Source organism: Coleofasciculus sp. C1-SOL-03 (assembly GCF_040220555.1).
Taxonomy (GTDB): Bacteria; Cyanobacteriota; Cyanobacteriia; order Cyanobacteriales; family Coleofasciculaceae; genus Coleofasciculus.
In genome coordinates this window covers 1-16,629 of the sequence record NZ_JAVJUO010000223.1, presented here as the reverse complement: position 1 = coordinate 16,629, position 16,629 = coordinate 1, and the positions used below count along the sequence as shown (strand labels likewise).

The following is a 16,629-nucleotide window of genomic DNA, read 5'->3' as shown; positions in this document are numbered from 1 at the left end:
GGGTAAAAATAACCCATCAACTCGAAATGAGAGTTGTTTGATTTCACGGGAGGTGAATTCATACGTCGCGGCTGGTTCTGTGGATTGGTTAATCAGTTCAAAGAAGATACTGGGGAACTCTTTAAATAGGCTATAGAAGATGGTATCAGTTTTCACGTTCTCCTTGGGTCAAGATTACACCGTTGGCAATGGGTAGTATGACAACCTCTGTTCCCCAAATTCCTATTCCGATTATCTTGACAAAATTAACAATACATGTATTTAAAAGAGAGCGATACGTTTTATCGGACAGGCTGGCGCGATCGCATTTTACCCCAACAGGCGCTCATATTCCTAGGGACACAATACTGTCTAAACCGACTGCCCTAGGTGGATGGGGTGGCGCGATCGCTCACTTAAATGACTATCGGGGCGCGATCGCATGTTGCACCATGGCTGTGTTGACTCGAGAGGCTGGAGTTTCCTGGGTGTCAGGCTTCCTTCCCCACAGTTTCTTTACCGTAACAGTTAATAGCTAATGACCCTTTGTGATCCTCGAAGCCATGGCGCATGATTGTGTAGGGGCTCTTTTCACAACTATCTTTTCTTGTCATAGGTCGCATCGAGTTATAAAAAAATCTCTCTCTAACTAAAAAAATTCAGAAATAAATGATTGGCATCGTCTTAGAGGTGGATAAGACAAAGGAATAAAATCCTATCTTGTCCTAGTCAAATACTAGCAACACAACCAATACAGGAAAGAGGTCTCCCTATAGCCTCTTTGTCGATGGACTGAAAATCAAGGAGAGAAAAAATGGCTGAAATCGTTGAGAAAGGCGATTGGATCAAATTAAACCCGGATTCAAAGAAAGAGGAAACTATCACATGGCAACAAGATTTGGGCAACCGACAAGAACAGTATATTGTCCTGCCCTACTCGGTGAAGGATAAACAGGCAAGTGGAAGTCTGTTTATACAACTAGGTCTTGCCGACTCATTTTTTGATAAATGCCAAAAAGACGAATCCAGCAACCCTTTAGTTAGCGGGGGTTACAAAATCCAGGTTGATGAGGCTTTCCAATATGGACAAAATAATGAAAAAACATTGCGATTTTTAGTCTATCACAATAAAGCTAATAAACCCTACCAACACCGATTCATTGAAACCACAGCCTTTTCCAATATCGGAAACAAAATTGTAGAGGTTGGATCGGGTGCGGCTCCAGCATGGGGCGAACTTTTAAAGAAAGGGACAGACTTAGCAAAAGGTTTCATTGGTGATTATTTGAGAGACTTCTAATAGAGTCGCAACTCCCTACAGTAACTCTAACTGGGTTGTGAGCGGTGTGCTGTCTGAGCGTGCCGCTCTATCGTTGATCCGGCTGGCGAATTCAGAGGCTAGATTGGGCAGAGTTGGGAACGATGGGGAGGATAAAAAAGATGGAGAAAAAATAATCCCCCCTCTCCCTCTTTCTGGGAAAATCCGACTTTTTAGACTTCACGATCCGACTTTTTAAACTGACGCGGGGAGTGGATAGTCAGTATAATATAGACGAGAATAAAACCTCAATCCCAAACAACAAAAATTCTCGTATTAATTGTGCTCTTATACTAACTCCCCTAACCCATGGAACTGGTTTGGTTCTTCAAAACCCTCAACAAATACATTGCCTCCTACCGATGGCAATTCGTTTTACTCTTTTTCTGCCTAATTTTCAACGCCGCCTTTGATGCCGTATTCCGAGCCAGCTTAAAATATATCATCGACGCCGCTATTGTTCCCCAAAACTATAGTCTTCTGGTTCTCATTCTCTCCTTACTCGTCATCGCAACCCTCCTTTATATCGGCATCGGCATACTCGGACTTTCCCTCGGCACCCGCTTAGGTATTTTAATCACCAACAACATCCGATACTCCCTATTCGAGCATCTACAAACCCTTTCCATGGAGTTTTTTGGACGGCGTTCGGCTGGGGATATTGTTAAATGTGTCATGTCTGATACCCAGAAGGTGGAAAATGGTGTAATTACCATGGGGTTAACGGTGATTATTCTCGAATTGTCTAATTTCTTGTTTGCCCTAATTTTCCTGTTTATCCTCAACTGGCAATTAGCCCTCATCAGTTTAATCGGGTTAACCCTCTGCGCGATCGCCCCAGCTAAAATTGCTAGTTTTGCCACTAATGCAGGTTATCAGTTATTGCAGAAAGAAGGACAAGTGGCTGGCGTGGTTGAGGAAAATATCCTCTCCCAAGCCGTGGTTAAGATATTCGGGCTAGAAACCCGTATGTCTCAGGACTTTTTCGCCCAATTAAATGACTTAAAACAGGTCTATATCCGTGCCACGTTTCTCACCTACTTAGCCCATAAAATCCCCATGGTGGGTTTTGTCATAACCCAGCTTGTGGTTTTCAGTATCGGGGCAATTATGACCTATCAAGGGATAATTTCCGTCGGCACTCTTGCCTCGTTTCAAATCTTTCTGCTAGGATTGAATCTCAACATCCTCGGCTTATCGTCATCGCTACCCATGTTTATTGATGGCATCGCCGCCCTACGACGCCTTAGCGATATTTTATCGGAAACGCCGACGGTTCAGGATGCAGCGGATGCGATTGAGTTACCTCATTTTCACAGCGAAATTTACTTAGACAATGTTACGTTTAATTACTCTCCTGAACGCAGTGGAGTCAACAATCTCTCCCTGAAGATTCGCCAAGGTAACTTCGCCGTACTTGTCGGTCAAAGTGGTGCAGGCAAAAGTACGATTATCAACTTACTGATGCGATTTTATGACCCCGATAAAGGACGCATTCTCTTTGACGGAATTGATTTACGTCAAGCGACAATCCGCTCTCTGCGTTCTCAAATTGGACTGGTTTCTCAGGATGTGATTTTGTTTAATTGTTCCGTGGGCGAAAACATCCGCATGGGCTATCTCGACGCCACGGATGAACAAGTGGAAGCCGCTGCTAAAGCCGCAGAAATTCACAAGTTTATTTTGAGTTTACCCCAAGGTTATGAGACTCCTGTGGGGGATAGAGGCGGACAGTTATCGGGGGGACAACGCCAACGAATTGCCTTAGCGAGGGCGCTGGTGAGAGATCCGGCGATTCTGATTTTAGATGAAGCGACATCGGCTCTTGATCCGGCTACGGAAGCGGATATTCTTACCACGATTGAGCGCATTACTCAAAACCGCACGGTTATTTTTATTACTCACCGTATGGCTCATGCGATGCGTGCGGATGTTATGTATGTGCTGGAAAATGGCAGTCTGGTGACGAGCGGTTGACACAGAGTTTTATCCCTAGGGTGTAATTAATTTGAATGGTTTGTAGTCAGCGCTTCAGCGCTTCTTACCAGCCCGATGATTTAGGGCGGTGCGTTACGGCGCCCTAAGAATGGAATCTGTAACAAAGGTTGTAGCCAGTGCGCCCGATGATTTAGGGCGGTGCGTTACGGCGCCCTAAGAATGGAATCTGTAACAAAGGTTGTAGCCAGTGCGCCTAACGCACCCTACTGGGCTGACCCACCTAAAATGGTGAATTAGAATTGTAGGGGCGCACGGCGTGCGCCCATTCTAACCGTAAAATCTATTGCACAATTTTAGCTGGGTCACGGCACTACATTTACGTTTGTGTCTATGTTTAAAGAGATGATGGGTCATGATGATCCGGATATCTTGCTTTGGCATTTGCTGATCCGGTATGGAAAGGATGCTCTGGATTAAGTTGAGAATGGCGGGTTCAGATTAAATTGTAGGGTGCTATCTTCGTAGCGTAACGCACCGTGACTCAATCATTTTTCGCTGGGGTGGATGAGACGTATCAGGATTTTATAGGCTAAAGCCTTGACGACAAACGATGCGATCGCACAATCATGAATGAGACGGAAACTTATCTGATGATCCGACTTTTCCGACTGACAAAGGCTGGGGTAGAGAGTGATGATAGAAATAAGAAGATATTCTTGACCCCTAAGTTTGGAGAAAACAAATGCTTGTTTCTGAGTCTAAATCTACCCTGCCCACCCTGTTTATCTATTATCCCTTTCATTCAATGGTTAGAGGTTTGCCACCACTTTATTTAGTTCAAGAACCGTTGCAACAGGAAGTCTTTTAGTCCGGCTGATCAGATGATAACTTAGGGGCGGGTTTAGTCAAGTTTGGGGAAAGTCACCATAAGTTATCTGTAAAACCCGCCCCTACATCGGCTTGCTTTCCAGCTTAAGTTGACCTCTTAGCCATTCTTCTTTTTCGGTGATGGGGAGGATGAACGAGATCCAGAACCGCTAATCCCATCTTTTTCCGGCGGTTGTCCAGGTGGTACATCCTGGTAAAGTTGCTGACGCCCATTACGAATCACCCTCAGCATGTCCGTAAGTTGTTGCTCAATACTATTGAGTACAGAATCAGCATAATCATCCGCACCGTTTTGAATATCTTCGCATTCTTCCAGGGCAAGTTGGCGCAGTTGGGCTAATTCCTGCTGGGCTTGGCGGCGCATCTGTTCAATTTCCGTCCGGGTTTGTTCTTGCAGGGTTTCACATTCTTGCTGAACCCGTTGCCGAATTTGCTTGGCTTCCAGTTCTGCCTGTTGCACAATCCCCATGTCATCCAGAATCTGTTGAGCCTGTCGTTCAGCGGCTTCTAGGATTTCTTGGGCATAGTCTTCCGCTTGCAGGAGAATATCTTCCCCTTGTTGGATAATCTTTTGAGATTTTTCAAATGCCTCTGGTAGACTTGCCCGCACTACATCCAATTGGGTTAAGAACGCTTCTTCATCAATCAACGTGTACTTGGTCAAGGGGATGTGTGGGCTATCAAATAGCATCTCCTCCAGCTTATTCAGTTCTCGCTGGATATCTACATCGGGGGTTCCAGAGGAAAGGGGTTTCTCTGGGGAGTGGGATTCTGGGAGTTGGTCGGGTTCGATGCGGGATGACTCTGGGCGTAACATCGGCAAATATCTAGGGCAACCTGCGGGGGAACAAGATGGTCAACAGATCCGCCAAATTTGGCAATCTCTTTCACTACGCTACTACTTAAAAAACTGTACTCGTTGGACGTGGCGAGAAAAACGGTTTCAATCTCATCCCAGAGGGTTTGATTGGTATGCGCCATTTGGAGTTCCTTCTCAAAGTCTGAAAGCACCCGTAGTCCCCGCAGTAAGACTTGAGCATTTTTGAGCTTGGCATAGTCCACAGTTAAACCTGTGAAGCTATCGATTTCCACATTCGATAGATGTTGGGTACAGCCTCGAATCTGTTGCACTCGCTCTTGTATTGTAAACAATGGCGATTTACTCGGGTTGCGGAGTACGGCAACAATGACGGTTTCAAAGAGCTTACAGCTACGCTCAATGATATCGAGGTGTCCTAGAGTGATCGGATCGAAGCTGCCTGGATAAATTGCAATCACGACAGAGACATCTGGAGGGGTACTGAGGAATTATAAGCTGTTATGCATTTAATGTGATAGTTGAGGCATTATAGCAGAAGGCTCCAAGGCTCCAGGGCTCCAAGCCAGAAGAGGTGCTGACTTTCTATTTTAGCACAAAAACCTTACCCTGTAACAAATTCCCCGGTCTTGTCTACTCCCATTCTTGCCATTGCTCAATCCAGTCTTGAATCAGGTCAAGAATTTGCTCACGTCGCTTGGCAATGTTAGCGACGATGCTAATAAAAATAATGCCAGCAATTATGAGCATAATCCACTTAAAGAACGGATAGCGAAAACTAAACCCCACTAACTGATACAAGACGGTGAAGATAAATGTGACCGTTCCCACTATTAAAAATGCCCGGATTTGCAATCCTAATCCAGCCACAATTGCAACGAGACTAATCATGCCCGGAATGAGTCCCATGTCTTGATGAAACCCTAACGCCACAAAACAGATTATGCCGCTACCCAGTAAGCGGAGGTAGTGACGCCAATTCCGTTTTTGCGGTAATCTTAATTCTGGATCAACTTGGGCGATGTAGAGGAACAAATAGCCAATTACTGCAGCATACGTTAAGGGTTCAGTCACCTGTTGGCTATGCAAAACGCGCCAGATTGCCCAATCAATGAAAAATAAACTTAAGTATGTCCAACGTAAATTAGATTGGCGATTGGTGACCCAGACATAAAAACCTGCAAGAACTAGTAAATTAAAAGAAGAGAGGGTCTGAGGATTGATCAAAACGCCCAGAAGCGGCAATATCGTGGCGTATCGTTGCCAAGGCTGATCATCCCATCCCCACCGCCACCAGGGAGTTTGATAAACCGCGATCGCGAATAGACTGGCAATGATGGATCTCCAGGGATCAAATAGACTCAACGGTGTCAACATCAAACGTGCATAGATACCAATAGCGACAACCTCAGTTAATCCAGCGTATATCCAGATGTCAGACTCTGGCAAAGGTGGGAAAGATGAGGGAGATGGGGAAGAAAACTGGCGTTGTTGAACTTGGACATTTCCTTGAAAAAACGCATAACTAGCCAGCAGCAAACTGATGATAAGTCCCACGAATCCCATCAGGTTAGATGGGGTTCCTACAGACATCACAGTTGCTAGAATCATCAAGACAGTACCCATTGCCCAATGAATGTGGGCAGTAATTTCGATTTGGGTAACGCTGATCTTAAAAAGTGTAGCCCGATCGCGCGATACGTTCTGAAGGAACAGGCTTTGCCAACGCCAAAACCAGGCGAGTGAACGATAAATACCGCAAATCCCCGTCGCGATCGCGGCTAAAATAATAAAGCTATCCCCAGGATTTCCCCCATCGGTTCGCAGGATTTGATAAATCACCAGTTCATACACAGCCAGGGAAATACCTGCCAGAGAAAGATAAATAATACCTCTGGCTTGGGAACGGTAATAGGCGACGCTGATGCCGATTAAAGCTGCACCTAGGGTAATCAATCCCGTATAGGGGGTGAAATAAAAAAAGTGTAAACTAATACCAATCAGGGTATAAATGACCAGTTCATACCAGGCAAGGGAAATACCTGCCAGGAAAAGATAGGTGATGCGTTTCCCTTGAAGACGGCGACGCCCTACGATAATGCCTGTTAAAGCTGCACCGATGGTAAGTAAACTTGTATAGGGGGTGAAATAGGAAAAGCGCAAATTAATGCCAATCAGGGCATAAACTAAGGGTAAAGAGTCCAGTACATCCCACCAATTTTCGTCCCGTCTCCCCCTATCCTCATCTCCCTCACCTAAACGGCTAAGCCACCAACGCTTGAGGACGAGTGTTGTTAATGCCAGGATAATATTGGCGGCACCGAGGATTAAGGATGAACCGTTAAGCAGCACAATAGTGTTGGCTATGGTTAATTCTATTGCCCAGCTAATGCCGTAAATACTAAATTTGGGAAAAGAGTGCCAATACCGATAAAAAATAGCAGCGCCAATCAGCATTGATGCAGTCAGGTACTGCCAACTGGCTGGAATGAATTCTAAATAAATATTGGCGCTTTGTAGCGTCAGGAGTCCGAGTTCTATAGTAGACAGAACAATTGCCCAGCGATCGCAGGCTTGAGCGTACAATTGAGCTAGCCTGCTAGACTGGGGCGTTAAGCCAGCCCGTAGCAGCCATAATCCGAAACTAGCGATCGCGCCCACCCAATACCAATCAGCAGAAGACACTGGGGGTAATCCGGCAATGCCTTGTCCCAGATATACTGCACCAAAACTTAGGCTAAATCCAATCGCGATCGCGGCGGCTAAGGGTTGCTTGAGATAGCAGCTATTGATGAACATCACGAAAATAGCAACACCCAAACCGATGAGACTGATATCCGGCTGGAAGAGGGTTAACCCTTGGACAAGAAATAAGGCGATCGCACTCCACCAAAATACTTGGATTTGCCTTGAGTTTAGCTCCTGATCAGGAGTAGAATCTGAGTCTAACTCAGCATCTTCTACCGATGACCAAGGACTCACTTGAGAATCCCGCAATGATACTCTGGGAAAGGAATTAGCCTCTTTGTTCTCTGGGCGCGATCGCGCACTTCGGCTGGCAATGTCGGTTAAGCTTAACGGGGTTAATAGCCATAAGAGTCCCCAGGGTGGCATAGAAGCGGGAACAAAAAATAGGTCAATAAAGATTTCATCAGCTAGCAAGACATAACTGAGTCCGGCTAGCACAAAACCCAGATGCCAGCAACTGCGATACCAAATTTGTTTAATGCTAGGGAATGGGGGATTCGGCTCTACAATTTGCCCTGTGCTAAGATTCCATTCTGCCACCATCAGCGCCAAGAATAGAGTCGCCCAGAGGGGTTCCCTGAGAGTCGGTATCCATCTGTGAATCAAGAAACAGATGGTCAACAATCCACCACTATGGGTGAGGTAGACGAGAACAACTCGCACAAAAATAATCCGTTGACCGGGTGGCTAATAGTTTTATTTTGACCTAACTCGCCACGCCAGACTACAGTAACGGGTTTATCCTGCGTGAATAGGTTGAAATAGCGACGGTTATTCAGCCGCACTGATCAAGCAATCCTTTAAGCCATAGACAACCTGCTGCTGTTCGGAGAAGGACAATTCAGGAAATAGAGGGAGAGACAAAACCTGGTGACACACTTGCTCAACCACCGGAAAATCACCCACCTGATAGCCTAAGCTTTGATAAACCGACTGCAAGTGCAACGGTAGGGGGTAATAAACCATCGAACTAATGCCCATCTTTTGCAGATTTTGGCGAACCTGATCGCGATAGTGACGGCTGCGACTGTCTGGGGTGAGGCGCATCGTGTACTGATTCCAGACAGCATGGCTTCCTGGCGTTTCTTGAGGTAAAGCGATTCCGGGAACAGGGTGTAATAACTGATGATACCGATCAGCAATCTGACGGCGTGCTTGATTCCACTGATCAAGATAACCGAGTTTGATTTGTAAAATGGTCGCTTGTAGGGCATCTAAACGGCTATTGATTCCTGTCGCTTCGTGGTGATAGCGATCGCGCATTCCATGTTCCCGCAGCATTCTGATTGTAGCCGCTAGGGTTGGGTCATGGGTAATCACAGCACCACCATCCCCACAAGCCCCTAAATTCTTGGTGGGAAAGAAGCTAAAACAGCCAATATGCCCAATACTACCCACCTTTTGTCCTGCCCATTCCGCGCCCGTTGCTTGAGCGCAGTCTTCAATCACGGCTAAATCATGCGCCTGAGCGATATCCATAATGGCAGTCATATCCACAGGCTGTCCAAACAAATGAACGGGCAGAATCGCTTTCGTTTTTGGCGTAATCGCCGCTGCAATCTGATTAACGTCAAGATTAAAGGTTTGGGGATCAATGTCCACAAAAATAGGGGTTGCCCCCACCCGGGTAATCACTTCCGCCGTGGCGATAAACGTGAAGGGCGTGGTAATCACCTCATCCCCTGATCCAATCTGTAAGGCTCGCAGTGCCAGATACAAGGCGTCTGTGCCGGAGTTACAGGCGACGCATTCGCTGGTATTCATGTACGCCGCAAATTGCGTCTCAAAGCCTTGAACCGGAAGCCCACCCACGTAACGTCCGGAGGTGAGTATCTCCTGAACAGCGACACTAACTTGTTTTTCAATGCGCTGATACTGTCGTGCCAGATCAATAGGGGGAATGTGATTCACTCGCTTACACCTAGACGTTTTTATCCAATAAATCAAATTTTGCCGAAAAAGGGAATCCTGCTGATTGTCCTTCGTCCTTGGTTTCCCATCTTCCAGACGTTCCAAGGTCACGTCTCTACAACCCCTTCTCCCTCATCTCCCCAATACTTCACACACTCTTCAAACCATCTTTACGGTAGCTACACCTAAAACGGCGCTGGAACAGGCAAACTAAGAAAAGCAGATGCACCCTGCCAGCCACAGCAGATGCACCCTGCTGAACCCTGAGTAAAACCCACATTATCGCTTAAATTTCAAAATTAGGCGATATGTGGGTCTTGTATTTATTTCCCGCGATCGCTCTTCCTCTATCCGGAGGGTTTGGGTTGACCTGATGTTCACGGGATTTGGAGAACCTCTCTCCAAACCTCTCTCCTGCGAGGAGAGAGGCTTTGAATTCTCGCCCTTTTCAATGAAGCGGAGTATCCTGAAGTTGGATTCACGGCTATAGTTTCTTTTCAGATAGTCCAATGAGCGCTACAGGAAAACGATTCAGGCAATTCCTCAAGTATCTAGGCTTAGTGGGTTTGACGACAGTGTTGACGGTTGCATTGGCGTGGCAAGATTTCCCCAGGCGAATGGGAATCCTGGAGGTGAATGCGGCAATTTCCGATACTTCCGTGGTTCAGGTTTCTCCCCCCGATGTAGCTGAATTGGTGCAAGTAGGTTTACAACGGTATCAATCGGGGGAATTTGCCGCCGCTGTAACCGCTTGGCAACAGGCAGCCGATCTCTTTGCTAGTCAAGAGGATTCCCTGAATCAAGCCATGGTACTGAGCAATTTAGCACTCGCCTATCAGCAGTTGGGACAGTGGACATCAGCAAATCAGGCAATTGAGAAAAGTTTACATCGTTTGCAAACTGAAACAGCTAGTCGCGATCGCACAACTGTTTTGGCGCAGGTGCTGAATACGCAGGGAAAGCTGCAACTAGCACAGGGACAACCGGAACAGGCGCTGACAACCTGGGAAGAAGCGACAGCAACCTATCAGCAGGTGGGTGATGAAACTGGGGTGGTGCGTAGCTTGATGAATCAGGCGCAAGCCTTGCGAGTTTTGGGATTTTATCCGCGAGTTAAGGCGACATTAGAACAAGTGAACCAATTGCTGCAAACTCAGCCAGATTCGGCGATTAAAGCGGCGGGATTATTGAGTTTTGGCGATACGTTGCGCTTAGTGGGTGACTTGGAAGAATCTGAAACAGTGTTGCAGGAAAGTTTAGCTATTGCCCAAAAGTTAGACTTATCCTCAGGGATTACGGCAGCGTTTTTGAGCTTGGGAAATACGGCGTATAGTCAAGGAGAATTGAAGGCGGCAATTGAGTTTTATCAAAGCGCGATCGCGTCTTCTGTTTCACCAACAACAACGCTACAGGCACAATTAAATCAACTGCGTTTATTCATAGAATTAGAAAATTGGGCAGACGCGAGCGCATTAGCTGAGAAAATACAGTCCAAAATTGCCAATTTACCCGCCAATCGTAGCACGATTTATGCCCGAATTAATTTTAGCCAAAGTTTCCTCAAACTGTGGCGTCAGCAAGCCGGAATTGTAGGGGCGGGTTTGACTTCTAACCTGGCGGAGGAAACCACTAACGTAACTAAACCCGCCCCATTCCCCATCGTCGGCGTTGGTTTGACTAATAACCTGGCGGAGGAAACCACTAACGTAACTAAACCCGCCCCATCCCCCATCGTCGGCGTTGGTTTGACTTCTAACCTGGCGGAGGAAACCACTAACGTAACTAAACCCGCCCCATTCCCCATCGTCGGCGTTGGTTTAACTAATAACCTTCCAGAGAAAACCGTTAACGCCACTCAACCCACCCTGAACCCACAAACAGTTGCTCAAATTCTGACAACCGGAATTGAACAAGCCAAAGCGTTAGGAGACAAACGGGCAGAATCTTACGCCTTGGGTTATTTGGGTCAGATTTATGAATATACTCAACAATGGTCTGAAGCGAAAACCCTAACCGAACAGGCGTTACTGTTGGCACAATCGGTCAATTCTCCTGATATTGCTTATTTGTGGCAATGGCAGTTAGGACGACTCCTGAAAGCTCAGATCGACCGAGGAATTGCCGATGATTCGGCTTATCCTAGCGCCGTTGCTGCTTATCAAGAAGCGATTCATTCTCTCAATTCCCTACGGAATGATTTAGTCGCGACAAATTTAGAATTACAGTTTTCATTTCGAGAGAGTGTAGAACCGATTTATCGCCAACTTGTTAGTTTACTATTGCAACCGGGGAGTAAAGCGGTTAGCCAGGAGAATTTAGTTCAAGCCCGTGAGGTAATTGAATCGCTACAGTTAGCTGAATTAGATAATTTCTTTCGTGAGGCTTGTTTGACGGCGCAACCAGAACCTGTTGATCAAGTTGATGGGAATGCAGCGGTGATTTATCCGATCATTTTACCGGATCGATTGGAGGTGATTGTGGCGATCGCGAATCAACCTCTACGACATTACGCGACTGATATATCTGAGACGGAAATAGAAACGGTTCTGGCTCAAACCCGCCGTTCTCTGCGACGTGTGGCGAGCGATCGCGAACGATTACCCCTGTTTAACCAATTGTACAATTGGTTGGTGCAACCGATTGAGACGGAGTTAGCGGCGTCTGAGATTAAAACCTTGGTGTTTGCTTTAGATGGTTCGCTGAAAAGTCTACCCATGGCAGCATTATATGATGGTGAAAACTATCTGATTGAAAAATACAGTGTGGTGCTGACTCCCAGTCTGCAAATCCTAGAACCCCAACCCTTAAGCCGCACCCCGATCAAGGTATTGGTTGGGGGATTGAGTGAGGCAAAACAGAACTTTCCCCCGTTACCCGGTGTGGAGTCGGAGGTGCAGCAGATTCAGGCGGAGATTCCGGCGCAGGTGCTACTGAATCAGCAGTTTACTAGCGATGCATTGCAAAAAGAAATTAGTGCTGCGCCATTTCCGGTGGTTCATTTAGCCACTCATGGTCAGTTTAGTTCAGATGCTGAAGATACGTTTATTTTGGCGTGGGACGATCGCGTCAATGTGAAAGAGTTAGGGGAAGTGCTCCAAGTGCGGGAGGAGAGGGAACGTCAACCGATTGAATTGCTGGTATTGAGTGCCTGTCAAACCGCCGCAGGTGACAAACGGGCGGCGTTAGGAATAGCGGGAGTCGCCGTGCGATCGGGGGCGCGAAGTACGTTGGCGACGTTATGGTCGGTGGATGATCAGTCTACGGCGATGTTGATGGTGAAATTTTATCAGGAATTGGCACAAGCCAATGTCACCAAGGCGGAAGCGTTGCGTCAGGCTCAGTTGGCGCTATTGCAGCAGTCAAGATTCAGACATCCTTACTATTGGTCACCATTTGTGTTACTGGGTAATTGGCTTTGAATATGTTAACTTAAATCCTTTCACCGAGAAATAATTTATTTCATTTTGTAAGGCTTTGTGTCAAAGTTCAATTTTTTTAGAAGAAATTTTGAGATTTTTTTGAACGGAAACAGGGCTAAGGTATTATTTAATAGAGGCGGCAGCTCTCTTTTTAATCAACAGAGCAACTGAGCCAAGATTACCATCTAAATGCAGGTAATCTGGAGTTTTGATGCAATTTAATTTAAGCTAAAAGACGCTGAAATAAGCATTTTTGCTTCGATAAACCCTTGATATACCGTAGGGTGGGCATTGCCCACCCACCTCAACTTAGTGCTAATTTTAAACTTTAGTAATACTTTACTAAAGAGTCAGTTCAATAACCACAATTAGTGGTTGCACCAAGTAAAAACTATACTGTTTATGAAAATCAAGGATAAAAAAATGGGAAATAACAATGGCAATTTGGGTATCTTATTATTGCTAGTTGGGATAGATTTGAAGTAGAGAGTCTTTTTATGAATATGGTGGTATAGCGTTGTAATCATTCAACGCAAAAATACTTTTTAATAGGCGATGTGAGTTTATTAATTATGATTAGGAGATGATCATGGTTTGTACAAAACTCTTTCGGTATCTCACAGTTCTGTCAGTATCAGTGTTATTAGAACTAGGGATAACTCCTAATTTTCACCTAATCACACAGGCACAGATCGAAATACCCTCTTATATTAAATCAAAACGAGTAATTTTTAAACCCAACCCTGACCAACCTGCACCGGAGATCACCACAGGTGCAGGAAAGCGCAATGATGGACGATGTTTTCAGGATCAAAGTATTGAAGATGATGCTACAGTATCTCACTCTCTAACGGTACTCGTACCAACGGTTTTAGTTAGCCCAGAGTTTCAGGAATCAGAGCTATCCCCGGTTGGGGTTAATTTTCAGTTAACAGTATCAGAACAACCGACATTTCTGGTTTATGTTCCTCCCACCTCTGCTAACTTCTTAGAACTGAGAGTGGAAGATGACCAAAGTCAGCAAATCGGTGAAACAGTGAGACTGAATTTAACAGACACTCCAGGAATTTATAGTATTAGTGTACCTGAAACTGCGCCTCCGTTGGACATCGGTAAGGATTATAAATGGTTGGTGTCGATGACGTGTCAAGCGGGTGATCCTAACGATCCCTTGGTCGAGGGATTAGTCCGCCGCACCTTACCGGATTCAAGCCTAACACGTTCATTAGACTCCGTAGAAGATTTGGATAAAGTGGCAGTGTATGCTGAGGCTGGAATTTGGCAGGATGCAGTCGTCACTCTAGCGGCGCTTCGTCAAACTCAACCCAATAATCCAGATGTGGTATCGGCATGGGAAAATTTGCTGAAATATGCTGAGTTAGAAGACATGGTTCATGCACCTTTAATATCAAGTTTTGAAGACATACATATTGGTGAAAACAAAGCCGAGGGTAGAAAGGATAGAGAAGAATAAAAAGTGCCTTAACCTTAAACCCAGTTAAAGCACAGGGTTAACGAAAAAATTATTTCCTGCCATAAAAAACCGAAACTATCAGGGGAAAAGACCATGCAATATTTAACCAACCGCTTTTTAATCAGCAGCGTGACTCTCAGCCTTTGGGCAAATGTCACAATAGCATCGGCTCAAATTGTCCCCGATAATACACTTCCGGTGAATTCTCAGGTAACGGGATGTCCGGTTTGTCTCATTGAAGGGGGAACCGTGCGGGGAGTAAATTTGTTTCATAGTTTTGAAGAATTTTCCGTGCAGACAGGGGGTGAGGCATTCTTTAATAATGCCTTGGATATTGAGAATATTTTCGGTCGGGTAACGGGTGCTAATATCTCGGATATTGATGGGTGGATTCGGGCAAATGGCACGGCTAATCTGTTTTTGATTAATCCCAACGGCATTATTTTTGGCGAGAATGCGAGGTTGGATGTTGGCGGGTCATTTGTCGCATCTACCGCCAATAGTTTTATTTTTCCCGATGGCAGTGAGTTTAGTGCTACCAATCCTCAAGCGCCGCCGTTGTTGACAATTAATATCACACCAGGATTGCAGTATGGCACAAATTCTCCTGGAGGAACGATTACGAATGCGGGAAATTTGGCAGCCGGACAAGATTTAACGTTAGCGGCAGATAATTTGGATTTACAAGGAGAGTTATCCGCAGGTCTAGATTTAACGTTACAAGCACAGGATACAATAACAATTCGGGATAGTCTCACCCAGCCGTTTATCGCATTAGCTGAAGGAAACCTGCTGGTTCAGGGAAATGAAATCGTCGATATTTTTGCCTTAAATCATCCTGATAGTGGCTTATTTTCTGGTGGGGATATGGTGCTGCGAAGTGCTTCCCCGATAGGAGGAGATGCTCATTATTGGAGCGGAGGCAATTTTCGTGTTGAACAGTTGGATAAGACTTTGGGGGATTTGAGCAGTCCTCAAGACCCAATTATTCGCGCCCTAGGCGATGTATTGCTGAATATCTACATAGGAGCATCCTTACACATTTTTGCTGGGGGAAGCGTGAATATTGGTACGGTGTTTATTACAGAGGCTGATTCTGAGCCGACAGAGATAATTAAGGAGAATGTTACCCTCTCCGATGGGTCAGTTTTGGTAATTGATGGACAACAGCAGCCAACGTTAGATGTGAGAGCAGGATTAGACCCCAATGCGGTTGGCAGTCCTATTGGACTGACAGGAAATAATTTTCTTGCTATTGATGGAAATTTTGATCATATTCCAGATAGTGCAGATATTAGCGTAGACATAGTTTTTGTGAATGCTGCCAATGGGGTTGTCTTTTTGACGAATCAATATCAATCCAATCAGTCTTTACCAGGAGACATTGAAGTTGACACTATTTTTACCAGTAACTTTTTTAACGCTGGTTCAGTGATTATTGATTCTCGCGACGATATCAACATCACTCAAACAATTGTCTCATCTTCTGTTTCTGGAAATTCGGGGGATATTACCCTGATTGCGGATGATGTCGTGTCTATTGCAGGTGGCTTTATCTTTGGCAGTACTGGAGGTGCAGATGCGGGGGGTGATATTCGTATCCAATCTGGGTCAGTTTTGTTAACGGAAGATGCGATAGTTTCAACAGCTACGACGGGTGCAGGCGATGCGGGTAATTTAATGGTGGAAACGGGAGAGTTGTTTGTCGGCGATGGGTCTCTACTGTTTGTGTTTACTGAAGGTACAGGAGGCGGAGGAGATGTCAAGATTACAGCTTCCTCTGTTTCTTTTACGAATGGCGCTCAAATTATTGCCAGTACCTTTGGAGAAGGAGATACGGGTCAGGTGGTAATTCGGGCAACGGATAGCCTCTTATTGGATGGGGAAGATAGCCAAGGAAACATCAGTGGTATTTCTAGTACGGTAGCATCGGGAGCTAAGGGAAATGCTGGGGGTGTGGACATTGAGACTGGCTCTTTAACCGCCACCAATGGCACAAGAATTTTTGCCAGTACCGCAGGAGAAGGAGATGCGGGTCAGATAGTAATTCGGGCGACGGATAACCTCTTGTTGGATGGAGAAAATAGTCAAGGATTAAACAGTGGTGTTTTTAGTCGAGTGGAATCAGGAGTCACGG

At 45.6% G+C, this 16,629-nt stretch carries 12 protein-coding genes; 7 read left to right on the top strand and 5 right to left on the bottom strand.

Annotated features, from left to right (window positions below):
• Positions 1-156 (bottom strand): DUF2887 domain-containing protein (locus tag RIE73_RS34010; protein WP_446405376.1); only part of this gene is annotated, 156 nt, incomplete at its 3' end.
• Between the two features lie 41 nt (positions 157-197).
• Here RIE73_RS34010 and RIE73_RS34005 point away from each other — a divergent pair.
• The 4 genes from RIE73_RS34005 to RIE73_RS33990 all read left to right on the top strand — a co-directional run bounded on the left by RIE73_RS34005 (position 198) and on the right by RIE73_RS33990 (position 4,103).
• A complete protein-coding gene (locus RIE73_RS34005; RefSeq protein ID WP_446405375.1) occupies positions 198-518 on the top strand; it encodes a hypothetical protein in 321 nt (106 codons plus the stop codon).
• A 275-nt stretch (positions 519-793) separates the two neighbouring features.
• A complete protein-coding gene (locus RIE73_RS34000; protein ID WP_446405374.1) occupies positions 794-1,279 on the top strand; it encodes a hypothetical protein in 486 nt (161 codons plus the stop codon).
• Between the two features lie 327 nt (positions 1,280-1,606).
• Entirely contained in the window at positions 1,607-3,274 is a 1,668-nt protein-coding gene (locus RIE73_RS33995; protein WP_446405373.1) for an ABC transporter ATP-binding protein, read from the top strand.
• A gap of 703 nt (positions 3,275-3,977) precedes the next feature.
• Positions 3,978-4,103, top strand: a complete 126-nt coding sequence (locus tag RIE73_RS33990) for a hypothetical protein (RefSeq protein ID WP_446405372.1) — start codon at positions 3,978-3,980, stop codon at positions 4,101-4,103.
• 117 nt (positions 4,104-4,220) lie between these two features.
• On the opposite strand, the gene RIE73_RS33985 is transcribed toward RIE73_RS33990, so the two are convergent.
• From RIE73_RS33985 to RIE73_RS33970, 4 genes are all read right to left on the bottom strand, one after another.
• Positions 4,221-4,940, bottom strand: a complete 720-nt coding sequence (locus RIE73_RS33985; RefSeq protein WP_446405371.1) for an ATP synthase F0 subunit B — start codon at positions 4,938-4,940, stop codon at positions 4,221-4,223.
• Positions 4,847-5,401, bottom strand: coding sequence for a pantetheine-phosphate adenylyltransferase (coaD, locus tag RIE73_RS33980; protein ID WP_446405370.1), 555 nt, complete (start codon positions 5,399-5,401; stop codon positions 4,847-4,849). Before coaD ends, RIE73_RS33985 begins: the two co-directional genes overlap by 94 nt.
• A gap of 172 nt (positions 5,402-5,573) precedes the next feature.
• The gene (locus RIE73_RS33975; protein ID WP_446405369.1) at positions 5,574-8,351 is read right to left on the bottom strand and encodes a hypothetical protein; all 2,778 of its coding nucleotides are present in this window, start codon (positions 8,349-8,351) and stop codon (positions 5,574-5,576) included.
• 108 nt (positions 8,352-8,459) lie between these two features.
• The gene (locus RIE73_RS33970) at positions 8,460-9,599 is read right to left on the bottom strand and encodes a DegT/DnrJ/EryC1/StrS family aminotransferase (protein ID WP_446405368.1); all 1,140 of its coding nucleotides are present in this window, start codon (positions 9,597-9,599) and stop codon (positions 8,460-8,462) included.
• 509 nt (positions 9,600-10,108) lie between these two features.
• Here RIE73_RS33970 and RIE73_RS33965 point away from each other — a divergent pair.
• From RIE73_RS33965 to RIE73_RS33955, 3 genes are all read left to right on the top strand, one after another.
• The gene (locus RIE73_RS33965) at positions 10,109-13,018 is read left to right on the top strand and encodes a CHAT domain-containing protein (protein WP_446405367.1); all 2,910 of its coding nucleotides are present in this window, start codon (positions 10,109-10,111) and stop codon (positions 13,016-13,018) included.
• 637 nt (positions 13,019-13,655) lie between these two features.
• The gene (locus tag RIE73_RS33960) at positions 13,656-14,492 is read left to right on the top strand and encodes a DUF928 domain-containing protein (protein ID WP_446405366.1); all 837 of its coding nucleotides are present in this window, start codon (positions 13,656-13,658) and stop codon (positions 14,490-14,492) included.
• 93 nt (positions 14,493-14,585) lie between these two features.
• Positions 14,586-16,629 (top strand): filamentous hemagglutinin N-terminal domain-containing protein (locus RIE73_RS33955; protein WP_446405365.1); only part of this gene is annotated, 2,044 nt, incomplete at its 3' end.